Genomic DNA, 24,546 nt, shown 5'->3' with positions numbered 1-24,546 from the left:
AACACCTTCTCTTGCGGGAGCCCGCGCGCAGTGGCTTTATCGCGCGCATGCCGGCAGGTGGCCGGGACAGGCTCCGGAACTGTTTTCGTCGACCGGCACCTGATGACACTGCATCAGTCAGGCGTCGGCATCTGCCAATAGTGTGCTCATTATGAAGCGCGACTCGGCCCTTTCAAGCGCCAAAGTGTGCATGCTAACGAGTTTATCATGTCAACGCTTTCGATCGCGTGACTTGCCGGCGCCTGCCTTGAGCAGTGCTGCCCCCAGCGCACCGACCGGCTCCGATGAAGAGGTAGCTTCACTGCTGCGCTTTTGAGGTTTGCTTCGATCGCGGCGCCCTGCCCCTTCTGTCCTGCTGCCCTGCTCGGCCTCCGGGGTATCATCAAGGCGCATGGACAACGCAATACGCTGGCGCGCCAGGTCGACGCTCATGACCTTGACCCTGACCACGTCACCGGCCTTGACCACCGAGCGCGGGTCCTGCACGAACTGATGCGACAGCGCCGAAATATGCACCAGACCATCCTGGTGAACGCCGACATCCACAAAGGCGCCAAAATGCGTCACATTGGTGATGACGCCTTCCAGCACCATCCCGGCGACCAGATCGCTGACCTTCTCGACCCCTTCCTGAAACTGCGCGGCACGAAACTCGGGGCGCGGGTCACGGCCGGGCTTTTGCAGCTCCTTTAGAAGATCGCTCACCGTCGGCAGCCCGAAGCGCTCATCGACATAATCTGCCGCGCGAACACCGCGTAGAAAATCACTATCGCCGATCAGCGCCTGCAGATTACGGCGCCCGGCCCTTGCGATCCGTTCTGCCAGCGGATAAGCCTCGGGGTGGACGGCCGAAGCGTCCAGCGCATTGCTGCCACCGTTGATGCGCAAAAAACCCGCGCACTGCTCAAAGGTCTTTGGCCCCAGACGGGTGACCTCAAGAATCTGACGACGATTGTCAAAGGCACCATGACGATCACGCCAGGCCACAATATTGTCGGCCAGGGTGTTGTTGAGCCCCGACACACGCGCCAGCAGCGCCGAGGAGGCCGTATTGAGATCCACCCCCACGGCGTTGACGCAGTCCTCAACCACGGCGTCCAGCGAGCGCGCCAGCATCAGCTGTGACACATCATGCTGATACTGCCCTACTCCGATCGATTTCGGATCGATCTTGACCAGCTCGGCCAGCGGGTCCTGCAGCCGTCGGGCGATCGATACGGCTCCTCGAATGGTGACGTCCAGCTCCGGCAGCTCACGCGAGGCAAACTCGGAGGCGGAATACACCGAGGCGCCGGCCTCGCTGACCATGACTTTGGCAATGTCCTGCCCCTTGAGTCGATCCAGCAGGTCGGCAGCCAGCCGATCGGTTTCACGACTGGCGGTGCCGTTCCCGATGGCCACCAGCCCGACATCATGCTTTTGACACAGCTCGGTCAGCGTGACCAGCGAGGCTTCCCACTGATGGCGCGGTGCGTGGGGATAAATGGCCGTATGATCCACCACCTTGCCGGTGGCATCCACCACGGCCACCTTGACGCCGGTACGAAGGCCCGGATCAAGCCCCAGCGTGGCACGCGCGCCGGCAGGCGCTGCCAGCAGCAGATCCTTCAGATTATCGGCAAACACGCCAATGGCTGTAGCTTCTGCCTGTTCACGCAGCTGGCCCAGCAGCTCGGTTTCCAGATGCGTATAGAGCTTGACCCGCCAGGTCCAGCGCACCACCTCCTTCAGCCAGCGATCCGCAGGCCGGGCATGATCACGGATGCCAAACTCGCGCGCGATCTCGACCTCGCAGGGATGAACGGACGCTTCCTCTTCATCGGGCAGCTTGAGGGACAGACCCAGCACCCCCTCCTGGCGACCACGAAACATGGCCAGCGCCCGGTGCGAAGGCGTTCTGGAAAGCCTTTCACGATGATCAAAATAGTCCGAAAACTTGGCGCCACTGCTCTCCTGACCGGCGAGCATCGTGGACACCAGCTCGGCTTCCTGCCACAGGCGGTCCCGCAGCCGCCCGACCAGGGCCGGGGACTCGGCAAAACGCTCCATCAGGATCTGCCGGGCACCATCCAGTGCGGTGCGGGCATCCGTAATACCGTGCTCGGCATTGAGATAATCGACGGCCAGCGACTCGGGTTCCAGCGAGGGATCGTTCAACAGCGCATCGGCCAGCGGTTCAAGCCCCGCCTCTCGAGCAATCTGTGCTTTGGTGCGCCGCTTCTTGCGGTACGGCAGATAAAGGTCTTCCAGCCGCTGCTTGGTATCGGCGGCCAGAATACTGGCGCGCAGCGCGTCATCGAGCTTGCCCTGCTCCTCGATCGAAGCCAGCACCGTTGCTCGGCGCTCATCAAGCTCGCGCAGGTAGCGCAGCCGGGTTTCAAGAAGGCGTAGCTGGCTATCATCAAGGCCACCAGTGGCTTCCTTGCGATAGCGGGAGATGAACGGCACGGTTGCCCCTTCGTCCAGCAGGGCGATGGTGGCCTCAATCTGGGCAGGACGAACGGCAGTCGCACCGGCAGCATCACCAAGCTCTGCCGCCAGACGTTCTGCCATCGAAGAAATCTGTGTCATGAAAACGCATCCCCTTCCAAACAGGGCGCCAGGGTATCACAAACCATCCGTGGACGGGATAACGTCGGCACCGGGCAGAGCGCTATAAAAAAATGGCGACAGCCCGAAGGCCATCGCCATGATGATCTGCGCCTTTGATGCAAGCAGATCGCAACAGGTCGGATCTATTGCTGAACCAGACTCGGCCCGGCGCGGGTAATGGCGTCATCCACCCCGTCAAAACGACTGAAATTATCGATAAATTGCTCGATCAGAAGCCGTGATTGCTCCTCGAAGGCCGCCTGATCCTGCCAGGCCTTGCGCGGATCCAGCAGCGTCGAATCCACCCCCTCCACAGCAACAGGCACCGACAGATTGAGCCCGGGCAGCGTGACCGTTTCAGTATTCTTGAGCGCGCCACTCTGAATGGCACTGATAATGGCGCGGGTAGTGGGAATACTGAAACGCTCTCCGCCCTGTCCGTAGGCACCGCCAGTCCAGCCCGTGTTGACCAGATAGACCCGGGAGTCGAAAGCCTCGATGCGCTTGATCAAGAGCTCGGCATACTCATGGGCCGGACGGGGGAAAAACGGGGCGCCAAAGCAGGTAGAGAAGGTAGCTTCCAGAGCACTGCCGGCGCCAATCTCGGTCGACCCGACCCGTGCAGTATAGCCGGAGAGAAAATGATAGGCGGCCGCTTCGCGTGACAGGATCGAGACCGGTGGCAGTACGCCGCTCATGTCACAGGTCAAAAAGACAATGGCACTCGGCTCACCGGCCCGATTGTCCGCTGTCCGCTTGTCGACGTGCTCCAGCGGGTAGGCTGCCCGGGCGTTTTGCGTCAGCGAAGCATCTTCATAAACGGGCTGTCGGGCGTCATCCAGCACGACATTTTCAAGCACGGCCGGAAAGCGAATGGCCCGATAGATGATGGGCTCGTTTTTTTCGCTCAGATCGACGGTCTTGGCGTAACAGCCCCCCTCGAGATTGAAGACGGTCCCCTCGCCCCAGCCATGCTCGTCATCACCGATCAGATAGCGCGAGGGGTCCGCGGAAAGCGTGGTCTTGCCGGTGCCGGAAAGTCCAAAAAAGAGCGTTGTCTCACCATTGTCACCCACGTTGGCGCTGCAGTGCATGGGCAGCACATCCTTTTCCGGCAGCAGAAAGTTCTGCACCGTAAACATGGCCTTTTTCATCTCTCCGGCGTAATGCATGCCGGCAATCAATACGCGGCGGCGGGCGAAATTGATGATCACCGTACCGTCGGAGTGAGTGTGATCACGCTCGGGCTGACAGACAAACTCTGGCGCACTCATGATCTGCCATTCATGCTTGTCGCGCGGATTGAAGGGATGTGCCCGCACAAAGAGATTGCGAGCAAAAAGCGTATGCCAGGCATACTGGGCCATGACACGAATCGGCAGATAATGCTCGGGATCCGCCCCGACGTGCAACTCGGTTTCAAAAGCGCCCTTGTCGGCCAGAAATTCCTCGACCCGCTCCCATAGCGCATCGAAATGCTCTCCCGAAAAGGGGCGGTTGACCCTCCCCCAGTCGATCTCGTGACTGGTGGAAGGTTCATCAACAATGTAACGATCAACGGGCGAGCGGCCGGTACGGCGTCCGGTTTCTGCCACCAGCGCTCCATTGGCGGCAAGCCTTGCCTCACCCCTTGAGACGGCATATTCCACCAGCTCGGCGGCACTGGCATTGATACGGGGCGTACTCATATTCGTTGTCATGTCTATTCCGGGCATAAGCCGTTCTCTCTCGTTAAGCGGATGGGCACTTGTTATCTGCCTCTCGCGTTATATTCCCGCCTGATCTGGCGCTGCACGAAGCGGCCCCGGGCCAGGCGGTAAAGCGTATTATGATCAAATCGCTTCAAGGGGAGAATGTATCACGGTAGCGTGACGCACAAAGGCACAGCGCACCACACCTTTACAACAAGCAGGATGCGCCAGCCCGGAATAAACATTTTTCAATGCAGCGTTGGCGAGGGCGCATCGGGCGACTCGATCAGTGCCTCGATATCAGCGGCGCTGAACACGTAATCCGTGTTGCAGAAATGGCAGGTCGTACTCAATTCACCCTGTTCTTCAACCACCGAACGCAACTCTTCTGCGCCCAGCTGGTGCAGAGCGCTGGCAAAACGCTCGCGTGAACAGGTGCAGCCAAACCCGATGGGGTCCGGCTCAAATACCCTGATCTGCTCTTCATGAAACAGACGCACCAGAATATCGTGCGCCGGCAGCTCCAGAAGCTCCTCGGACTTGAGGGTATCGGCCAGCATATTGAGCCGCGGCCAGGCATCCGTGTCCTTGAGACGGTCACCTTCGGGAAGCGTCTGAAGCATCAGTCCGGCGGCATGCTCTTTTGAAGCAGACAGCCACAGCCGGCTGGGCAACTGCTCGGAACGCTCGAAATAGCTCTCAAGGCACTGCGCCAGCGTGTCCGCCTCCAGCGCGACAATGCCCTGATAGCGCTGACCTTCATGCGGATCCAGCGTCATGACAATATGCCCCTCCCCGGCCAGCGCCTGAAGCGTCGCGCCATCTTCCGGCAGCGGCTGATCCTCGGAAAGGCGGGCGATCGCTCGCAGTCGCTGACCATTTTCATCATGGCCAGGATTGGACTCTGCCATCAGGAGGCTGACCGGGCCATTTCCCTTGACCTCCAGGGTCAGTACGCCATCGAGTTTGATGGTTGCGGTCAAAAGCGCCACCGCCGCCAGCATTTCACTGAGCTGGCGGTTGACCACATCGGGGTAGCCGTGGCGATTGATGATGTTCAGGCAGGTGTCATCCGCCTTGACCAGCTCGCCGCGAACATTGGTGTCGTCAAAGATAAAGCGTTGAATATGATCCATGGGTCGCTCGATAAGGAAAAGGGTAATCGGCACGGCAGGCATGAACATGAAAAACCCGGTTATCAAAGCACTGCGCAGGCGCTAGGAGTCGTCATGCTTGTGACGCTGAAAATTCTGGATATCGCGACGGGCTCGACGGTCCGGGCGCCCCTTCGGGGGCTGCATGCTCTTGTCCATGCGGCGAATCTCGGCTTCACGGGTACGACGCTCAATGCTTGCCGGTGTTTCACGGTAAAGCGTCTGAGCCTCGGAGGCACCGCGCCGCTTGTCGCTGACGTCGATGATCTCCACCTCGATTCGATCCCACCCCTGGGGCAGTGTCAGCAGCGCGCCGGGCTCCACGATCTTGCTCACCTTGGTGCGCGCACCATTGTAGTGAACCTTACCACCGTCAATGGCCTTCTGCGCCAGCCCGCGGGTCTTGAAAAATCGGGCTGCCCAGAGCCATTTATCGAGTCGAACCTGTTCGCTCATGCCATGTCTCCACACCGTTTCTGAATGCCAATATGGGGGCAAAAGCCATGCTCTCAAGCCCCTGTCATTGCAGGGTCAAACAGATGCTGTCCACAACACAATGCGATAACCTGTGGCTCAGGCATCGAGATCACGTTGTATCCGCCGCTCCCGTCTTTTGAAGCATCCGGAGGTAGAAACATGTCCCCATCAGGAAAGCCCGAAATCGGACGGCGGCGCAGCATCGCCCAGAGCCGGCTTTTTGCAATTGAAGCGCTGGAGCTCGAATTTTCCAACGGCGAACAGCGTACTTTCGAGCGTCTGACCAGCAACGGAAATGGTGCAGGGGCTGTCATGATTGTGGCGATGCCGGACCCGGATCATGTGCTGTTGATTCAGGAGTATGCGGTCGGTATCGAAGACTATGCCCTGACGCTCCCCAAGGGGGTGATTGATCCGGGCGAAGACATTGTCACGGCGGCCAACCGGGAACTTCGCGAAGAGTGTGGCTATGGCGCACACGTGATCGAACCCCTGATCGAACTGACGCTGGCGCCCAATTACATGACCCACCGCATTCATGTGGTCATGGCCACCCAGCTCTACAAGGAACAACTACCAGGCGACGAACCCGAGCCCCTGATCGTCGAAAAACATGCCATCGAAGACATCGCGGCCCTGCTGACCCGAGGCGATTTCCACGAAGGACGTGCCATCGCAGCACTCTTCATTGCCAGGGAGCGACTTCGCGACAGACAGGAAACGCCCGATCCCATGTTCTGGTAACCAGCCCTCGATACAGATCGCGTGCCCGACCCGCCATGAACACTGATAAAGCAAGAGGCCCGACAGCGTTGGCTGCCGGACCTCTTCAAATCGCGTTCAATGCAGTTATTACATCGAAGACAGGATCAGTTGGACGGGCTGTCGCCATGTTCGGTGCTATCACCATCATCCATGGGATCAGTGGACTCCATCTGCGCGGAATGCCCCTGTCGACCGGTCATGGTCTCATCGGCATTTTCGGCACTGGTACCAGTGTTGCCCATTGAGCCGCTGCTGGAATCACTCATGCCTTCCATGTCGTTCATTTGTGCCGAGCTTCCATTTCCGCCCTGACCGGTAGGCGTGGCATCAGTGCTGGTGGCACTGTTATCCATGGCACTGGAGGACTCTGTGGTCGCTGTACCGGTCATTTCCTGACCCTCACTGCCAGCAGCGGTTTGAGTAGCTTCACTCGAGGCCATGACAGACATGGCAGGCAGTACAAAAGCGGCACAAAAAGCGGCAGCAATAATTTTCTTCATGGATACTTCCTCCGTGACTCTGATTTTCGTTCCGGTACACAAGCACGTTCAGGCCACAGTACCGGGACCGGGTACACAGATACTTCCTGCAACAAACCTCAAGCAGTATTGCAGTCTGCCTTTCATGGCATGCAAGACAGTCACAGCGGCACTCTGCAGGATACCGCTGAGTAAGTAAGCGTAAAATTAGGGTACAAAACGCAGTCTGTCAAAGTGCTGTACAAAGAGAGATAAAGCCTGGGTCAAGAAATAAACTGCCCTGCGATGTCTGAATTTGCCCCCCTGGTGCGGCCTTTTCCAGCATTCCCTGTCCGACATGATAAACTTATCGTATACGTACCCAGTCTCGAGTTATCGGTTCATTTCATGTCTTCAAGGTTTTTTCACAACTCCCCTCTCCCGCAGGATGAGAATGCCTTTGCCTGCTTGGGCAGCGATCGTCTCCGCTGGTCGATGCGGCGTGTCCACCTTCAGGAGTGGTTCAAGTCGTCGTTTCAGCAACGCGTGGGTATACCTTTTGAAGAATTCTGGTTTCAGCGCTGGCTAAAGGGCAAGCCTGGCGGTGCACACCTTGAAAGGGCGGGACTCCCCCGACGCTCCATTGAAAAACGCCTGGGCGATCGACTGGTGGTGTATATCAATCCGCGAGACATGATTCGTGATGTCAACTTCAAGGGCGTTGGCGGCAAACGTCCCTCCTCTTCCGCCTTTCTCTGGGACGGCGAATGGGATCAAAGCCGTGGCGATCTGCGTCATGGCTCTCGCTATCAATTCATCACCGATCTGGACGAGCACCGTGACGATCTCACCCTGACGCAACGCTTTCAGGAACATGCCGCGCGCCTGAAAGCGGGCTCCCCCTGGGTGTCGGCTCATGAAGGCATTGTGCTGGACAGTGAAGCGAAAATTCTGGCTTACCTGAATATCTATCTGGGTTTTCTTGATGACATGGCCTGTCACGGGTTTGACACTACTCGCGGCAAGGATACGCTTGGCGTGGTCGTGACGCGTGAAGGCCATCTGCTCAAGGTTAATCGCGGTCTGCACCGTCTGGCGATGGCACAGCGCCTGGGTCTGACCACCGTTCCGGTCACCGTGCGTGCCGTACATCGACAGTGGTGGGAAAAAGTGACTGCCGGCACCAGCGGACAGGCCGCTCTGAATCGGCTGGCCAACGCCCTCAAGGATTGCACGCCCGAAATGCAACCGGGGCGTCTGGATCCGGGGATCGACCGGGGGCCGATCGAATGGCCAGCGCCCCGTCGGCCAGCGCCAACGAACGCCGGCTGAGCTCTGCATGACACAAGGGACTCCTGTTTCCGCCCGGAACCCTCTACGCTGAAAGCGCCCTCTTAAAGGAGCCTTTTATGCATCATTTCTATAATCAATCGGCACATCTGGTCAGCGAACTGCTTGAAGGTCTGGCCATGTCGACCCGCGTTACCCTTTCCGATCACCAGGATGCGCGCATCGTCATGCGCTCGGACTGGCAGCCGGACCGTGAAGGCCGCCAGCAGGTCGCCCTGATTTCAGGCGGTGGCTCTGGGCACGAGCCGGCACATGCGGGCTTTGTGGGCCAGGGCATGCTGACAGCGGCCGTGGCCGGGGATGTTTTCGCTTCACCGGGCGTAGAAGCCATCCTCGCCGGCATTCGCGCCTGCTGTGGAGACGCCGGCTGTCTTTTGATCATCAAGAACTATACCGGTGACCGGCTCAATTTTGGACTTGCCGCCGAACGCGCCCGCGAAGAAGGCTTTCAGGTAGAAACGGTGATCGTGGCCGATGACGTGGCCCTGCCGGACGCTCCTCAGCCGCGCGGGCTGGCCGGCACCCTGCTGGTCCACAAGATGGCCGGCTACTGCGCCGAACGGGGCGATGATCTCGCAACGGTCCACCAGGCAGCCCATGATATGGCCACACGTGTACGCTCCATGGGCATGGCACTATCCAGTGCTACCCTGCCCGGGCAGGAAGCGTCTTCACGCAAGACATCCGAGCTGGGGCTGGGCATCCATAACGAGCCCGGTGTCCGTCAGGTTACGCCCGATAGCGCCGATGACGCCGTGACACAGGTGCTTGAGGCGCTGGGCCGTCCCGATAACGGGCCCTGGGTGGTCCTGCTCAACAATCTGGGCAGCTGCGCCCCGCAGGAGATGCAGGTACTCAAGCGCGCCTGCCTTGACCAGCTCGGTCGCGCCAATGTGGCGCTACTGCTGGGCCCCGCACCGCTGATGACCTCGCTGGACATGCACGGTTTTTCCGTCACGCTGGCGCCGGCAGACAAGACAATCCTTGAGGCGCTGAACGCACCGGTTCAGGCGCCGGCCTGGCCAACACCGCAGACAGTGCATGATATCGAAACCTTTTCGCCACGCTTCAGTCAGCGGCCCTCGCCAGGTGAAGGCCGTCATGATGAGACGCGCGGCCATCTGATCGCCCACCTTGCGACCACGCTCAAGGACAGTGAGAAGGCGCTGGACGAGCTCGATGCCAGAGTCGGCGATGGTGACGCCGGTGCCACCTTTGCCGCAGGGGCAAGAGCCGTACTGAACGCTCTGAATGAAGGCCGGCTCTCCACCGGAGAAAACGCGCGCCTGGCCAGCGAGCTGGGGCACCTGTTTGCCACCGCCATGGGCGGCTCAAGTGGCGTACTGCTGTCGATTCTGATGACCAGCGCCGCACAGCAGCTGGAAGAAGAGGGCAGCTGGCCAAAAGCCCTGCAGGCAGGCATTGAGCGGATGCAGCATTACGGCGGTGCGCAGCAGGGTGATCGTACCATGCTGGACGCACTGATCCCTGCCATCGAGACGCTGGCTGATGGCCAGAGCCTTGAAGCGGCGGCCCAATCGGCCCGCTCGGGTGCCGACGAGACCGCCGGCATGCGCAAGGCCGGCGCCGGTCGCTCTTCGCTGGTGCCGGAGCAGGCCCTTGAGGGAGTGGTCGATCCGGGCGCTGAAGCCGTGGCCCGGCTGTTTGAAGCGATGGCTGGGCGTGCCGGTCACCGCTGAATGGTCGCAGACGACATTAAAAAAGCCGCCCGGTCAGGGCGGCTTTTGCGTTCAGGGTCAGGTGCCTGATCAATCAAACACCACTTTGGCCACATCCTGATAGGTGCGGGCAAAATTCACGGTCATGCCCTCTTTCAGGAAATCCGGCAGCTCATCGAAGTCACGCTGGTTGGCCTGCGGCAGGATCAACTCGAAGATGGCACTGCGCCGGGCAGCGATCACCTTTTCACGAATGCCGCCCACCGGCAGCACCTGTCCGGTCAGCGTAATTTCACCCGTCATGGCCAGCGGACGGTTGATGTCCTGCCCGCGCGCCAGCGACAGCAGCGCCGTGGTCATGGTGACCCCCGCTGACGGGCCATCCTTGGGTGTGGCCCCTTCCGGCACGTGCAGGTGAATAAAGGCCTGGTCAAAGTAGCCCGGCTGCGCGCCAAACTCCTGCAGATGGCCGAGCACGAAGCTGTAGGCCAGATTGGCGGATTCCTGCATGACATCGCCCAGCTTGCCGGTCAGCTTGATGCCGCGCTGCAGACCGTGCACCCGCGTGGCCTCGATCGGCAGGGTGGCCCCACCCATGGCCGTCCAGGCAAGGCCTGTCACCACGCCCACGCCCTTGAGCACCTTTTCCTTGCGGAACATCGGTGCGCCCAGAAACTCCTCAAGGTTATTGACCGACACCTTGACCGTGTCGAGCTCCTCTTCCAGCAGCTTGACGGCGGCCTTGCGCACGATGCGATGCAGCTGCTTTTCAAGCTGGCGTACGCCGGATTCACGCGCATAGCCCTCGATCACATGCTTGAGCGCGGCATCGGTCAGATTGATGCGCTTTTTGGGAATGCGGTCACGCTCCAAAAGCTTCGGCCAGAGATGGTTTTTGGCAATCGCCACCTTCTCCTCGGCAATGTAGCCGGCCAGTCGAATCTGCTCCATGCGGTCCAGAAGCGCCGCGGGAATCGTATCGAGCTGGTTGGCCGTGCAGACAAACAATACCTTGGAGAGGTCCATGCGCACGTCGAGATAATGATCGAGGAAATCGACGTTCTGCTCCGGATCGAGCACCTCCAGCAGCGCCGAGGCCGGATCACCCTGAAAGGACTGGCCCAGCTTGTCGATCTCATCAAGCATGATGACCGGGTTCTCGACATCGACCTCCTTTATCGCCTGCACCAGCTTGCCAGGCATGGCGCCAATGTAGGTGCGGCGGTGGCCCTTGATCTCGGCCTCATCCCGCATACCGCCGACCGAGAAGCGGTAGAACCTGCGTCCCAGCGCTTCGGCAATCGAGCGGCCCACTGATGTCTTGCCAACCCCGGGTGGGCCAACCAGCAGCAGAATCGATCCACCGACATCGCCCTTGAAGGTGCCTTCGGCAAGGAATTCGATGATGCGATTTTTAACATCCTGCAGGCCGTCATGATCACGATCGAGCACCTGGCGCGCATGCGGTAGATCCATCTGGTCCTCGGAGGTGATCCCCCAGGGCAGCGCGGTCAGCCAGTCAAGGTAGTTACGTGTGGTGCCATATTCAGGCGAGCCGGTTTCCAGCACTGAAAGCTTGCCAAGCTCGTCATCAATACGGGCCTGCACGCGCTCCGGGACAACCTTGTCTTCCAGACGCGCGCGGAAGGTATCGACATCGTTTTCCCGGTCATCCTTGGAAATACCCAGCTCCTTCTGGATGACCTTGAGCTGCTCGCGCAGAAAGAACTCGCGCTGACGCTCCTGCATCTGGGCATTGACCTGCTCGGAGATCTCGCTTTGCAGCTGCGCGACCTCGATTTCCTTGCGCAGTAGTGGCAGTACCACCTGCATGCGCTCCAGCACCGGCAGGGTCTCCAGCACCGACTGAAGCTCGGGGCCACGCGCCGACGTGATGGCTGCGGCAAAATCGGTCAGCGGGCCGGGCTCGTTGGGGCTGAAACGGTTGAGGTAGTGCTTGAGCTCCTCCCCATAGAGCGGATTGATGGGCAGGAGCTCCTTGATGCCATTGATGATGGCCATCGCATAGGCCCGCGTTTCATCGCTCTGCTTCTCGACCGGCTCTTTGGGATAGTGAACCTCGACAAGGTAGGGCGGCTCCTGTGACAGCCAGCGGGTAATCCTGAAACGACGCAGCCCCTGAGCGATGAACTGCAGCTGCTCCTGATTGTTCTCGGCACGGTGGACGCGCACGGCCGTGCCATAGACAGGGAACTCTTCCGGCGATGGGTCAGCACCCGTATCGCCGATAAAGGTCAACCCGACAATATGGTGCGACGTATTGCCGACCTGCTCGAGCGTATCACTCCAGCGCTTGCGATTAAGTACCAGCGGCTGAACCTGTGCCGGGAAGAAAGGGCGATTGTGCACCGGCAGCAGATAGAGCCTTTCGGGCAGATACTCACTGGCAGGCACTACGGCCTGCGTCATGGCACTGTCGTTGTCATCACCGGACTCGATGGTGTAGTCGGACTGATCTTCTTCACTCATGGGCTACCCTGCTCTCCCGTATCGAAACCGTGCGCCGGCGGTGATGCCTGGGGCAGCAACACGTGGCCGGCGTTACCTGTTGTCTGTGGCAATGCGGGCACCGGACGCCGTTATCAAGTCCGGAGGCACACTAAAACGTTTGCCGGTTCAAAACGACAGCGGCTGCCAGAGGCAGCCGCGTAATTCATTTCCGACAAATCCCTGTTCTGATCAAAAGTCTAGTTCAGCAGGAACCAGGGCTCATCATTGACCAAAAAGACCCCTTTTCGAATGACAAGTTCAAGCGTGTCCTGATCAGGGGCCTGCCCGGCCACCAGCGCCAGCAGCGGTGGTGCATTGTGGAGCGTGAATTGACCGTCAAGTCGACGCTTGAACGCCGCCCGCCCCCATGAGGTTTGCAACTGCTCGACACGGGTCGTCTTGATGTTTGTACCATCCAGCGTCAGCTCGCCATCCAGATGCATGTGTTGATCCAGCATCGGGCTTTCCAGCTGTAGCTGATGGACCACCACCTGTGGGGAGTCGCTCATCACGGCAAAAAAGGCTTCCTGCCAGAGCGCCATCAGCGAGGCAAGGTCATGCACGTTATTCGGATATTCGCCGTCATCGGCGGCCATGCCCTGCAATCCGGCATTGTCCCGGGGCTCCTGTTGTCGAGCATTCTGCCAGCGCTGACGGATATCACGACCCATGGTCTGTAGCAGTGCGCGCGCTGCCGGCTCGTTGATCCGCCGCACCACCGCATCCAGCGAGGCACTGCCCAGCTGCTGCTCGGAAAACGCAGCATTACCCAGCTGGGCTTTCAACAGATAGCTGAACTCCTGGCGATCATGATGGGTGCTGCCTTCGAGATGAAGATTGTTCAGTGTCAGGGGGAGTCCGCCCTGTCGTTGCAGACGGGCATCGCTAATATCCAGACTGTCCAGCCGGCCGGGCCGGCCCTCTGGCGCATCGCCTGTCTGGTCAGCGTCGTCGGCTGGAAACAGCATCGACCAGTGTGTTTCCCCAAAATGCACCTGACGCCGAGAACCTTGCTGCGCCAGCTCTGACCACTGGCCATCAAGACGCAGCCCCTGCTCATTCTCAGCAAGGCCCAACCGAGCCCCGGACAGCCTCAGGGTCATGCCCTGTGTCTGCGGGCCCTGCCCCTGTCCGTTTTGGCCATGATAGCGCATCGTGTCGGGAAATCTGGCGTTGAGCGTCAGGTCATGGCCTAGATGCTGAATATGGGCATCGAAATCGAGCCTTTCACCCTCGGAGAGCTCATCGGCCAGCAGGGCCTTGCCGTCCCGACTCATGATATCGCCATGCCCCGAAAACCGTGTACTCAAAACGCCATAGGCAACACGCCAGTCGATCATCCCGGCAGGGGCATCAGCGTCGGCGTCGCTGTCGGACATGATGACCCGGAGCGTCCCACTAGAGGAAAAAAAGCCATCGTTGTCGATGGTATTGATGGCGCGAACCCCGGCCAGCGCATTGATGTCGGCGACCTTTCCGGCCATACGGGCCTGCACTTCATGACGACTCCAGGCCAGGGCGCCCAGCCAGAGCGTCAATGCCAGAACGACAAGGGCTACCAGTGCAGTGGTCACTTTCCTTTTCATCAACGCTCCCCGGGTCGATACAAAAGATCACGATCGTGCCGGAATCGCTGGCACGGATGACCTCTGCAAGAGTGATACTCACGCTTTACGTCCTATCAATGTAGCCAAAGCCACACGTGCATCACACTCCAGGCATAGACCCCGGCCAGAACATCATCGGCCATGATGCCGAAACCGCCTGCCACACGGCGATCCACCGTGCGCACCGGCCAGGGCTTGATGACATCAAAGACCCGAAAGATAACAAAGCCCCACAGCGCGGACTGCCAGGAAAACGGCACCGCAGCCATGGTTAACCAGTAGCCGACAAACTCGTCCCAGACGATCCCCGAATGATCATGTACGCCCAGATCCTTCGAGGTGCGATCACAAAGATAGATACCAATGATGGTGGCCACGGCCAGAATCGCCAGGTAGATGCCCAGCGGCAGCGTCGACATCAGCCAGTAAAAGGGAATGGCCGCCAGGGTCCCGAAGGTCCCCGGGGCAAAGGGCGCCGCGCCGCTGCCCAGCCCGAAGGCCAGAAAGTGTACGGGGCGCCGCCAGACGCTTGCAGGCGCACGGTTCATGGCGAAGCTCCCGTGCCGTGATGTTCTTCTGCATCGTGATGGTCTTGTGCGTGAAAGTGCTGCCAGCCCCGACCGGTAGACACGATGCCGGTGATACCGGGCTCTGCGGTGACCCGACCGATGACGTGCAGTTCGCCGCCCAGCGTTTCAAGCGCCCGGCGCACCGCGTCTTCCTGCACCGGGGCCAGTGCCAGCAAAAGCTCGTAGTCATCCCCGCCGTTAAGTGCGGCCTCAAGCGCCTCCTGCGCCCCCAGCAATTCAACCAGTGCCTGATCCAGCGGAATGGCCCCCGCTTCAAGGCAGGCACCGACTCCGGAGCGGGCGCAAAGATGGCCCAGATCCGCCAGAAGACCATCAGAGATATCAAGACCGCCCGAGACCAGATGACGAATGCTCATGGCTTCACCCACGCGGGGGGCGGGGCGCAAATACGCCTTCACCAGCGGATGGTGCTCATCGCGTTGCCCGTCAAACCAGGCGCGCAGGCCACCATGGGCACTGCCCAATACGCCGGTCACCGCCAGCAGATCGCCAGGACGGGCACCGTGACGTGTAATGGCGCTGTCATCGGGCACATCGCCATGCACGGTAATGGTAATGGAGAGCTCCCGGCCACGGGTAATGTCTCCCCCGACCAGGGCAATGTCATGCTCGCGCGCAAGGCCATAGAGCCCGCGCGCGAAGCCTTCCAGCCACTGCTCGTCGACGTCGGGCAGCGTCAGGGCCAGCACAAACCAGCGCGGTCTGGCCCCCATGGCGGCCAGATCGCTGAGATTGACCGCCAGCGCACGATGGCCGATCGCTTCTGCCGAGGCATCACGCGGAAAATGCACATCAGCCAGCGACGTATCCACACTGACTGCCAGCCGGCAGCCGGGAGACGGCGCCAGCAGCGCACAGTCATCGCCCTGCCCCAGCACGACCCCGGCGCGAGCCTGATGCGGCGAGACCTGATCCGAGCGGCAGGCGGGTTCAACGTCCTGCATGAAATAACGCCTGATGAGTTCAAACTCGCCAGGAGTGGCTGCATCGCTCATCGCCCGGACATCTCCCTGACAGGTGAAGGAAAGCGCTGATCAGTGACCATCATGCACAGGCCATGCTCCGGATGGGCCATGCTCAGTCACGGCGCCTGCGTGCCTGAACTTCGGCTTCACGCAGTTTCCTGGCTAATCGATCAAGAATGGAGTTGATATATTTATGCCCTTCGGTGGCGCCAAACGAGCGCGCCAGCTCAATGCCTTCATTGATGACCGAGATATAGGGCACCTCTGGCCGGTGCGCCAGCTCATAGGTTCCAAGGCGCAGGATGGAAAGCTCGATGCGATCAAGTTCTTCCAGTTTGCGATCCAGCGCCGGCGCAATCAGATTATCCATCTCACCACAGTGTCTGGCCACGCCATGAAGCAGCTGATGGAAAAGCCCCAGATCAGCGATTTTCATGACCTGAACCCAGTTCTCGTGCGGTTCCAGATCGTCATCGGCGATCTGTGAGCGAAACTCGGTTTCAACCTGGGAAATCGACGTGCCCGTCATTTCCCATTGATACAGCGCCTGTACCGTCAGCTCGCGCGCTGCCCTTCGGGCCTGCTGCTGCTTTGAAGGGGCACGTTTGGGCTGGGTCACGCCACACCTCCATGATCGGCATCGTCATCAAGACCATCGTTGCCGCCCAGCTGACGCAACAGGGAGACCATTTCCATGGCCGCCATGGCCGCCTCAAAGCCCTTGTTGCCCGCCTTGGTACCGGCACGCTCGATGGCCTGCTCGATCGAATTGACCGTCAGCACTCCATTGGCAATGGGGGTATCAAAATCAAGCTGCAGACGGTTGAGCGCCGCGTTGCACTGGCCTGCCACATGCTCGAAATGCGGTGTACCGCCGCGAATGACCGCGCCCAGGGCAATAATGGCATCCGGCTGGATACGGATCAGCGCACGCTTGACCGCCAGTGGCAGCTCCCACGCGCCGGGCACATGAAGAATATCGATATTGGCATCGTCGACGCCGTGACGCACCAGCGCGTCCACGGCGCCCTCTACCAGAGAGTCGACCACGTGATGGTTAAAGCGTCCGACCACGATGACATAACGGCCATCGATCTCGTTGAAACGCCCTTCCAGTTGTGCAATCGGTTGCATGTCTTGAAATCCTGTTGTCTCTGATAAAACGCATCAGCGTGTAATATAAGCCATTGGACCCGTCATTTTCGGGCCCTTCCGGAAACTGTCGTTGCCATTGATTGCTATTGTCAGTGCCGCGCCGGGCGGCTGTCATCAACGCTACTGACCTGTTCGATGACTTCAAGGCCAAAGCCCGCCAGCGCTGAAAAACGCCAGGGCGAGCTTAAAAGACGCATTCGTCCGACCCCCAGGCTGCGCAGGATCTGCGCCCCGGTGCCAATACTCAAATAGTTGCCGGCACCATCTGTCTGCGGGTCCTGGGCTCGCGGACGTCGCTCCAGAAAAAGATCGAGCTGATCACGAAAATCCGCCATGCCCCGCTGGTCGGCGAGCAGTACCAGCACGCCGGTCTCGCTGGCCGCGATCTCTTCGAGTGCATCACGCGAGGACCAGCTCTGCTGGCCATCACGGCGCAGCCCCAACAGATCACGCAGGGCATCGGCGACATGAACGCGAACGGTCGTGGCCTGATCGCTTTCCGGAGAGCCCTTGACCAGCGCCAAATGATGAGAGCCCTGGATCCGGTCGCGAAAGCAGTGCAGCTGAAAGGGGCCGGCGTCCGTTTCTACTGGATGTGACTCCACATGTTCAACGGTCTGCTCATTGTGAATGCGGTAGTGAATCAGATCGGAAATGGTGCCGATTTTGATGTCATGGCGGGCTGCAAAGCGTTCAAGCTCCGGCCGCCGCGCCATGGTGCCGTCCTCGTTCATGATCTCGCAGATCACCCCGGTTGGCTCGAAACCCGCCATGGCGGCCAGGTCACAGGCCGCCTCGGTATGTCCTGCACGCCGCAGAACCCCGCCGGCTTCCGCCATCAGCGGAAAGATATGGCCGGGCTGGACAACATCACCGGGTCTGGCATCGCGGGAAGCCGCGGCCTGCACCGTTCGCGCCCGGTCAGCGGCCGAGATGCCGGTACTGACGCCAGTGGCCGCCTCGATGGAGACGGTAAAGCGGGTACCGAAGCCGGAGCCGTTGTCATTGACCATCAGTGACAGGCCAAGCTGCTCGCAGCGTGCGCGCAGCATGGGCTGACAGATCAGGCCACAGGCGTAGCGCGCCATGAAATTGATGTGCGAAGCTTCCACGCACTCGGCAGCCATGATCAGGTCACCTTCATTTTCACGGTCTTCGTCATCCATGAGGATGACCATCCTGCCCTGGCGGATATCTTCGATCAGCGCTTCCATGGAAGCGAAGTTGCCCGTTGACTGACTCATAACGCTTGCCGGCTGAGCCGCTCCTTTCGATGCAGGGTTGCCTGAATGAGTGCCTCCCTGATGATCAGGGCGTTGAACCTGTCCTGATCAGGAGGTTTCATGATCGTTGACGGGGCGCGCGATAATACGCCAATCAGGCCCAAAGGCGCGAACATCCACGATGGAAAGCTGTCGCCGCTGGGACAGTTTCTCAAGCCCCGGCAGGGTCAAAAGCCCGCGCGCTTCATCGCCCATCAGAATCGGCGCCATATAGATGATCAGCTCGTTGACCAGCCCCGCATCCAGCATGGCACCGCTGAGCCGCGAGCCGCTCTCGAGCAGTACTTCGTTGCACTGTTCTACATCAGCGAGATAGTGCATCAGCGCTTCCAGATCGACCTGGCCACCCGGGCTTGACGCCAGCGTGACCACCTCGGCCCCCGCGGCCACCAGCGCTTCCCGCCGACGAAAGTGATCCCGGTTATCCAGTGCACCAGGGCCTGTCGGCGATACCGTGGCCACCAGCGTGCGGCCCGGCTCTGTCAGACAGCGCGCCGAGGCCGGCAGGGACAGGGTCGAATCGACAATCACGCGCAGCGGCTGACGTACCCCTCGTTCATGCGAGACCTGAACGGCATGCGATTCCGGCCGGCTGAGCTGATCAACGCGCACGGTCAATCGGCTGTCATCGCGAATCACCGAGGCGACGCCGCTGAGAATGGCACTCGAGCGCGCGCGCAGATGCTGCACATCACGACGCGCGCGCTCCCCGGTAATCCATTTCGATTCGCCGCTGGCCATGGCAGTACGACCATCCAGGCTCATCGCCATCTTGAGCCGAACGTGGGGCAGCGAGCGCGACATGCGCGAGATAAATCCCACGTTAAGCTCGCGGGCATCCGCCTCCAGCATGCCGACGCGCGTGCCAACGCCGGCGGCTTCCAGTATCGCGATACCCCGTCCGGAGACCTGAGGGTTGGGATCGAGCATGGCCGCGACGACCACATCCACGCCCGCCTCCGCCAGCGCCTTGGCACAGGGCCCGGTGCGACCATAATGTGAACAGGGCTCCAGGGTGACATAGGCCGTGGCCCCGCGCGCCGCCTCACCGGCGGCGCGCAGGGCATGTATCTCGGCGTGAGGCTCACCGGTCAGCTCGTGCCAGCCTTCTCCCACGACCTGATTGCCGCGCACCAGCACGCAGCCTACCCGCGGGTTGGGATCGGTCGTATAGAGCCCGCGACGCGCCAGATGCAACGCACGAGCCATGTAATCCTCGGGTTGCCGTGTCACGCTTGAGCTTCCCTCCATGCGACAAAAGGGCGCCAGCGCCCCTTCTGCGGCATCCTCAATGCTCATGAGACTCCTGATCCCTGCCGGTACTGTCTGCGCTGGATGACGATGCGGACTCACTGGAAAGGCGTTCGATTTCGGCGCGGAATTCATCAATGTCCTGAAAGCGCCGGTATACCGAAGCAAAGCGGATATAGGCGATCTGGTCCAGCGCTCTGAGCTGGCCCATGACCTCTTCGCCGATGGCAAGTGCATTGATTTCGCGCTCACCGCGCGCCCGAAGACGCTGTCGAATACGCTCGATGGCCGCCTCGATATGCTCACTGGACACCGGGCGCTTTTCCAGTGCCCGCAGCATGCCGGCACGCAACTTGGCAGGATCAAAGCTTTCCCGCGAACCGTCGGCCTTGACGACCCGCGGCATGACCAGTTCAGCAGCTTCATGCGTTGTAAAACGCTCGCCACAGGCCAGACACTGGCGACGCCGGCGTACCTGATCGCCATCGGCCACCAGCCGGGAGTCAGTGACTCGCGTATCCTGCGCACCGCAAAAGGGGCAATGCATGAATGTTCTCTGTTCCGTCGATGAAAAACCCGATAATCGATGCCCCGAGCCTTTCAGGCCCTGTGAATGACAGGACCATAATACACCGCAATCAGGGCGGCGGCCTTCTGGGCATGACGCACTCGGCGGTGCGGTCTGGCGTTGCGACATGTCGACGCATACTCGGGGATAATATTGTAACGTTTTACCCTGTGTTCTGAAACGCATCCCCGCTCCCGGGGCGCGAACATGCACGGTTTCCCGCGAAAACGCGATGAAACTTCCTCATCCCTTCACGGCTGCGACACGCCCCCGGCCGTCATCGTGCAGTTGAGCGCCATCGCCCACAGCGCTATTTTGAAGTCGACAATGTCTACCGACAGAGAAGCCACATGAACATTATCTCCTGGATTTTCGCAAGCATCGCCGTGGGCATGCTGGTCAACCTGATCATTCCCCGGCGCCTGAGTGTCGGTTTTCTTGGTACGGCCGGCATGGGCGTGCTGGGCGGCGTGGTACTGGGCTTTATCGTCACGGTGTTCGGTTTTGCCGCCGAGCTTGAATTCGATGTTCGAAGCCTTGCCGCTGCCGTGGTCGGGGCCCTGGGCGGCATCGCCGTCATGACGATCTGGATGGTACGCTACAACAAGGGATAAGCCGCGATGGTTCGTCACGATGTACCTTTCAAATAATACCTTGCAATCAGTGACATACTACAACACGGTCTGCTTGCCAGCTCATGCCTGTCCATCTAGTCTTGAGTGCAGCCGGGTAAAAATATTAAGGAAAAATGTTTTTCCCGGGCTTTTTCATACTGAAAACTGACAGACACACGGTAACAGCAAGGAGCAGCTGACTATGGGTATTATTGCGTGGATCATCTTTGGCCTGATTGCAGGCGCCATCGCCAAGCTTCTGATGCCTGGCAAGGATCCGGGTGGCTTCATCGTCACGATCATCATCGGTATTCTGGGTGCCGTCGTCGGCGGATGGATCGGTACGGCACTGGGCTTTGGCAGCGTTGACGGTTTCAATTTCGGCAGTTTTGTCGTAGCCGTGATAGGTGCGATTGTGCTGCTGTTTCTCTATCGCGTGGTCAGAAAGTAACGCCTGACCTTTTGCGGCTGTCCCTTACCGGACAGTCGCTGATATTCCTCTCATGCTCTCTTCAAACACCTTCGAGTCCGCCCCCCATCGCGAGATTGCTTTTCTGCTTATCGAGCGATTTTCAATGATGGCCTTTTTCTCGGCCGTCGAACCCCTGCGTATCGCCAACCGTATTGCCGAGCGTACACTCTACTCCTGGCTCACGCTCAGCCTTGATGGTCATCCGGTAAGCGCCTCCAACGACATGCGTTTAATGGTCGATGGCTGCCCCGACGATGCTGGTTCGCCATTTGCGCTTGCCATCTGCTCGGGCTTTACGCCATTGCCCTCCCCCGGCCGAACACTTCGAAAATGGCTGCAACGTCTTGATCAGGCAGGGTGCCGGCTGGGAGGCATCGATACCGGTGCCTTTATACTGGCCGAGGCTTCCCTGATTTCTCCAACAGATCGCGTTTCGCTGCACTGGGAAAGCCTGCCTGCCTTTCAGGAACGATGGCCACATCTGAAGACCAGCGAAACGCTTTTCGAGTTGGGACATCGACGTTTTTTCTGCGCAGGCGGGGCAGCAGCAATGGATATGAGTCTGGCCGTGATTGCCAGACATCATGGTGACGCGCTGGCGCATGCCGTGGCAGAGCAGTTGATTCATGATCGTCTGCGTGGGCGCGAAGACCAGCAGCGTCTTTCCATCGCCCGCCGCCTGGACCTGCATCAACGCCCGCTGATCGAAGCCATCGCCCTGATGGAGCAGCATATAGAGGACCCCCTGTCCATTCAGGCACTGGCCGACAAGGCCAGCGTTTCGCGCCGACAGCTGCAGCGACTGTTTGTCGAGCAGCTGGAGAGTTCGCCCGGTGCGTGGTACCTGAAGCTTCGGCTGACACGCGCCCGAACGCTGCTTGAGGAAGGAGAAATGAGCATTACCGCTGTCGCCCAGGCCTGTGGATTCACCTCCTCTTCCGGCCTGGCTCATGCCTTTCGCCGCCATTACGGTTGCCCACCCGGCCGGTTTCGCGCTCAAGGGGAGATGGCTGACAACCACCCAAAGGCCTAGCGAAGGCCGATGCGCCGCCCGGCCTGCTCGGGCCAGTGTGTGGACTCCAGCCTCGGCAGGGACGTGACGCATGTACTCACTGCCTCCGGAAAGGCCTGCGAACGTCCGCTCTGCAGACCGATACCCATCAACATCTGTTCACTGGTCGACAGGATGGTTCCCGCCTCGTCTTTCAGGGTGAAAAAGAGGTGCAGGCGTTTGGCATCGGATGCCAGCAAGACGACATCACAGACCACCAGCGCGTCTTCGTGCACCTGCTGTAGATAGCACAGATGGGTTTCCAGGGTGAAAACGGTATAGCCATGCGCGGCGCGCCCGGTCTCATCAAGACCAATATGATCCATCAGTGCATCGACACCGTGGGAAAATACCAGCGCATAGGCGGCGTCATTCATGTGGCCATTGTAATCAACCCAATCATGCGGCACATGGCGGGTAAACAGTTGTAGCGGCATTAGATGCGTCCTCCCAGACCTTCGGCTTCCGGCCAGTAGCGCTCGACCACTGCCAGCAGCTCGGTCAGGAATTGGTCGCGGCGCGCTTCCAGCTCGGCTACCGAGCGACCGGCCGCCTGATACTCGCTGCCTTCGGCTACACGGTTAATCAACGTATCGGTAAGCTCCGGCGCTTCAAGTCGCGTCCAGGGCAGTTTCAGTGCCGGACCGAACTGTTCCAGCATATGACGCATGCCGCCCTCGCCACCGGCCAGATGAAAGGTCATGAAGGTGCCCATCAATGACCAGCGCAGCCCCGCGCCGTAGACCACCGCCGCGTCAATTTCCTCGGTAGTAGCCACCCCGTCATTGACCAGGTACAGCGCCTCGCGCCACAGCGCTTCCATCAATCGATCGGCAATGTGCCCCTCGATTTCGCGCTGCACGATCAGCGGGCGCATGCCCAGCGCGCGGTACTGCTCGCTGGCCTTTTCAAGCTGTGCCGCCTCAGTGTGCTCACCGCCCACCAGCTCGACCAGCGGCAACAGATAGACCGGGTTGAAAGGATGCGCCACGATCACACGGCCCGGCGCCTTTTGACACTGTGCCTGAAGTTCGCTGGGCTTGATGCCCGATGTCGAGGAACCAATCAGCACCGACGCCGGTGTCAGCGCATCGATTTGCGCCAGCAGCGACTGCTTGATTTCCAGACGCTCCGGGGCGTTCTCCTGCACCAGATCAGCCCCATCAAGCGCGTCGGCGAGCTCGGTCGTAAAGCTCAGGTTATCGCGCGAGGCGCCTTCAGCGAGCCCCCGCCGCTCAAGCGACGGCCAGGCGGTATCGATATTGACCCTGAGCCTTCTGATCGCATCGGGATCCGGGTCCCAGGCCTGCACCTGCATGCCAGCCGCCAGCGCGCGGGCAATCCAGCCGCTGCCAATGACGCCACAGCCTGCTACGGCCATGACTCCGGGTGCCTGAGTGTGTATGGCGCTCATGCTTCACCCCCCGGCATACGCAGTCCAAGATGCTGGCGTGTTTCAACCGGGCTCATGACCCGCCCGCCCAGCGATTCGACGATACCGACAGCCTTGTCGACCAGTCCGGCATTATCTGCCTTGACCCCTTTTGAGAGATAAAGGTTGTCTTCAAGGCCTACCCGTACGTGGCCGCCCAACAACATCGCCTGCGCCACCATCGGCATCTGCATTCGTCCGATGCCAAACGCTGCCCAGCGGGCATTCTCCGGCAGCAGATCGCGCATGGTCAGCATGGTCTGTGTCTGCGCCTCGGCACCCCAGGGAATGCCCAGACAAAGCTGAAAGAGAGGGTCCCCATCGATCAGCCCTTCATCAATGAGCTGTTTGGCAAACCGTATGTGCCCGGTATCAAAGCATTCAAGCTCGGGCTTGACGCCGGCGGCCCTGACCAGCGCAGCATGCTCGCGCAGCCAGTCGGCGCTATTGAGATACACCATGTCGCCAAAGTTGAGACTGCCGCAGTCCAGGGTGCAGATTTCGGGCAGCAGTTCGCCTACCGGCGCATGACGCTCGGCCGGCGTCTGCAGATCGCTGCCGGCTCCGGCGTGCAGTACCCCGTTGTCAATTTCGGGGAACAGATCGCCGCCGCCACCGGCCGTGAGGTTAAGCACGATATCGGTATCGGCCGAGCGCACCCGCTCCACCACCTCGCGGAAATGATCGCTGTCATGGCTGATGCCACCGGTGACCGGATCACGCACGTGAATATGGGCAATACTGGCCCCTGCCTTCGCGGCATCGATGGCAGCACGGGCAATCTCTTCGGGAGTCACGGGAACAGCGGGATTGCGTTGGGGGGTATCACCTGCGCCGGTTACAGCGCAGGTGAGAATGACGTTATGGTTCATGGGACGGCC

General features: G+C 60.2%; 23 protein-coding genes. 6 read left to right on the top strand and 17 right to left on the bottom strand.

The genetic code is table 11. The annotated features are described in order from the left end of the window. Positions 1-210 precede the first annotated feature (210 nt). The 4 genes from Q0931_RS02270 to Q0931_RS02255 all read right to left on the bottom strand — a co-directional run bounded on the left by Q0931_RS02270 (position 211) and on the right by Q0931_RS02255 (position 5,893). On the bottom strand, positions 211-2,571 hold the full coding sequence (locus tag Q0931_RS02270; protein WP_299256840.1) for a Tex family protein: 2,361 nt from the start codon (positions 2,569-2,571) through the stop codon (positions 211-213). Positions 2,572-2,735: 164 nt separating this feature from the next. Next, positions 2,736-4,292 carry a phosphoenolpyruvate carboxykinase gene (locus Q0931_RS02265; RefSeq protein ID WP_299256838.1) on the bottom strand — a complete coding sequence of 519 codons (1,557 nt, stop codon included), beginning with the start codon at positions 4,290-4,292 and terminating at the stop codon, positions 2,736-2,738. Between the two features lie 239 nt (positions 4,293-4,531). Further along, positions 4,532-5,419, bottom strand: a complete 888-nt coding sequence (gene hslO / locus Q0931_RS02260; RefSeq protein WP_299256836.1) for an Hsp33 family molecular chaperone HslO — start codon at positions 5,417-5,419, stop codon at positions 4,532-4,534. 81 nt (positions 5,420-5,500) lie between these two features. Continuing rightward, positions 5,501-5,893, bottom strand: a complete 393-nt coding sequence (locus tag Q0931_RS02255; protein ID WP_299256834.1) for a S4 domain-containing protein — start codon at positions 5,891-5,893, stop codon at positions 5,501-5,503. Between the two features lie 180 nt (positions 5,894-6,073). Between Q0931_RS02255 and nudE the strand changes: the two genes are divergently transcribed. Beyond that, complete coding sequence (gene nudE / locus Q0931_RS02250) at positions 6,074-6,658, top strand: ADP compounds hydrolase NudE (RefSeq protein WP_299256832.1); 585 nt, start codon at positions 6,074-6,076, stop codon at positions 6,656-6,658. 125 nt (positions 6,659-6,783) lie between these two features. Here the strand turns inward: nudE and Q0931_RS02245 are convergent, their stop codons facing one another. Further along, positions 6,784-7,179 carry a hypothetical protein gene (locus tag Q0931_RS02245; RefSeq protein ID WP_299256830.1) on the bottom strand — a complete coding sequence of 132 codons (396 nt, stop codon included), beginning with the start codon at positions 7,177-7,179 and terminating at the stop codon, positions 6,784-6,786. Between the two features lie 366 nt (positions 7,180-7,545). Between Q0931_RS02245 and Q0931_RS02240 the strand changes: the two genes are divergently transcribed. Together Q0931_RS02240 and Q0931_RS02235 are read left to right on the top strand one after the other, a co-directional pair. Further along, positions 7,546-8,469 carry a hypothetical protein gene (locus tag Q0931_RS02240; protein WP_299256828.1) on the top strand — a complete coding sequence of 308 codons (924 nt, stop codon included), beginning with the start codon at positions 7,546-7,548 and terminating at the stop codon, positions 8,467-8,469. 77 nt (positions 8,470-8,546) lie between these two features. Beyond that, positions 8,547-10,187, top strand: a complete 1,641-nt coding sequence (locus tag Q0931_RS02235) for a dihydroxyacetone kinase subunit DhaK (RefSeq protein WP_299256826.1) — start codon at positions 8,547-8,549, stop codon at positions 10,185-10,187. A gap of 69 nt (positions 10,188-10,256) precedes the next feature. Here the strand turns inward: Q0931_RS02235 and lon are convergent, their stop codons facing one another. The 9 genes from lon to nrdR all read right to left on the bottom strand — a co-directional run bounded on the left by lon (position 10,257) and on the right by nrdR (position 20,075). Continuing rightward, positions 10,257-12,596: an endopeptidase La gene (gene lon, locus Q0931_RS02230; protein WP_299257251.1), complete on the bottom strand. Its 2,340-nt coding sequence runs from the start codon at positions 12,594-12,596 to the stop codon at positions 10,257-10,259. A gap of 278 nt (positions 12,597-12,874) precedes the next feature. Further along, positions 12,875-14,263, bottom strand: coding sequence for a DUF945 family protein (locus Q0931_RS02225; protein ID WP_299256824.1), 1,389 nt, complete (start codon positions 14,261-14,263; stop codon positions 12,875-12,877). 95 nt (positions 14,264-14,358) lie between these two features. After that, positions 14,359-14,832, bottom strand: a complete 474-nt coding sequence (locus Q0931_RS02220) for a phosphatidylglycerophosphatase A (RefSeq protein WP_299256821.1) — start codon at positions 14,830-14,832, stop codon at positions 14,359-14,361. Further along, positions 14,829-15,869 (bottom strand): thiamine-phosphate kinase, encoded by a 1,041-nt coding sequence (gene thiL, locus Q0931_RS02215; protein ID WP_299256819.1) that lies wholly within the window; start codon positions 15,867-15,869, stop codon positions 14,829-14,831. The genes Q0931_RS02220 and thiL overlap by 4 nt, the downstream gene beginning before the upstream one ends. 82 nt (positions 15,870-15,951) lie before the next feature. Further along, positions 15,952-16,458, bottom strand: a complete 507-nt coding sequence (gene nusB / locus Q0931_RS02210; RefSeq protein ID WP_299256817.1) for a transcription antitermination factor NusB — start codon at positions 16,456-16,458, stop codon at positions 15,952-15,954. After that, entirely contained in the window at positions 16,455-16,973 is a 519-nt protein-coding gene (ribE, locus tag Q0931_RS02205) for a 6,7-dimethyl-8-ribityllumazine synthase (RefSeq protein ID WP_299256815.1), read from the bottom strand. Before ribE ends, nusB begins: the two co-directional genes overlap by 4 nt. Before the next feature lie 110 nt (positions 16,974-17,083). Next, positions 17,084-18,238, bottom strand: coding sequence for a bifunctional 3,4-dihydroxy-2-butanone-4-phosphate synthase/GTP cyclohydrolase II (ribBA, locus tag Q0931_RS02200; protein WP_299256813.1), 1,155 nt, complete (start codon positions 18,236-18,238; stop codon positions 17,084-17,086). Between the two features lie 87 nt (positions 18,239-18,325). Continuing rightward, a complete protein-coding gene (gene ribD / locus Q0931_RS02195; protein WP_299257250.1) occupies positions 18,326-19,528 on the bottom strand; it encodes a bifunctional diaminohydroxyphosphoribosylaminopyrimidine deaminase/5-amino-6-(5-phosphoribosylamino)uracil reductase RibD in 1,203 nt (400 codons plus the stop codon). Between the two features lie 37 nt (positions 19,529-19,565). After that, on the bottom strand, positions 19,566-20,075 hold the full coding sequence (nrdR, locus tag Q0931_RS02190; RefSeq protein WP_299256811.1) for a transcriptional regulator NrdR: 510 nt from the start codon (positions 20,073-20,075) through the stop codon (positions 19,566-19,568). A gap of 371 nt (positions 20,076-20,446) precedes the next feature. Here nrdR and Q0931_RS02185 point away from each other — a divergent pair, with 371 nt between their 5' ends. The 3 genes from Q0931_RS02185 to Q0931_RS02175 all read left to right on the top strand — a co-directional run bounded on the left by Q0931_RS02185 (position 20,447) and on the right by Q0931_RS02175 (position 22,215). After that, positions 20,447-20,710: a GlsB/YeaQ/YmgE family stress response membrane protein gene (locus Q0931_RS02185; protein ID WP_299256810.1), complete on the top strand. Its 264-nt coding sequence runs from the start codon at positions 20,447-20,449 to the stop codon at positions 20,708-20,710. A gap of 202 nt (positions 20,711-20,912) precedes the next feature. Further along, positions 20,913-21,161: a GlsB/YeaQ/YmgE family stress response membrane protein gene (locus Q0931_RS02180; protein ID WP_299256808.1), complete on the top strand. Its 249-nt coding sequence runs from the start codon at positions 20,913-20,915 to the stop codon at positions 21,159-21,161. Positions 21,162-21,213: 52 nt separating this feature from the next. Beyond that, positions 21,214-22,215, top strand: a complete 1,002-nt coding sequence (locus Q0931_RS02175; protein WP_299256806.1) for a GlxA family transcriptional regulator — start codon at positions 21,214-21,216, stop codon at positions 22,213-22,215. Here the strand turns inward: Q0931_RS02175 and Q0931_RS02170 are convergent. The 3 genes from Q0931_RS02170 to Q0931_RS02160 are packed head-to-tail and all read right to left on the bottom strand — an operon-like array spanning position 22,212 to position 24,537. Continuing rightward, positions 22,212-22,670, bottom strand: a complete 459-nt coding sequence (locus tag Q0931_RS02170) for a thioesterase family protein (RefSeq protein WP_299256804.1) — start codon at positions 22,668-22,670, stop codon at positions 22,212-22,214. The two genes, Q0931_RS02175 and Q0931_RS02170, sit on opposite strands and share 4 nt — an antisense overlap. Beyond that, complete coding sequence (locus Q0931_RS02165; protein WP_299256802.1) at positions 22,670-23,647, bottom strand: 3-hydroxyacyl-CoA dehydrogenase NAD-binding domain-containing protein; 978 nt, start codon at positions 23,645-23,647, stop codon at positions 22,670-22,672. The genes Q0931_RS02170 and Q0931_RS02165 overlap by 1 nt, the downstream gene beginning before the upstream one ends. Continuing rightward, positions 23,644-24,537, bottom strand: coding sequence for a 3-keto-5-aminohexanoate cleavage protein (locus Q0931_RS02160; protein WP_299256800.1), 894 nt, complete (start codon positions 24,535-24,537; stop codon positions 23,644-23,646). The genes Q0931_RS02165 and Q0931_RS02160 overlap by 4 nt, the downstream gene beginning before the upstream one ends. Positions 24,538-24,546: the final 9 nt, after the last annotated feature.

The organism is uncultured Kushneria sp., from assembly GCF_947497025.1.
GTDB lineage: Bacteria > Pseudomonadota > Gammaproteobacteria > Pseudomonadales > Halomonadaceae > Kushneria.
The sequence above is the reverse complement of the archived record's forward strand: the minus strand, read 5'-3'. Positions and strand labels throughout refer to the sequence as shown.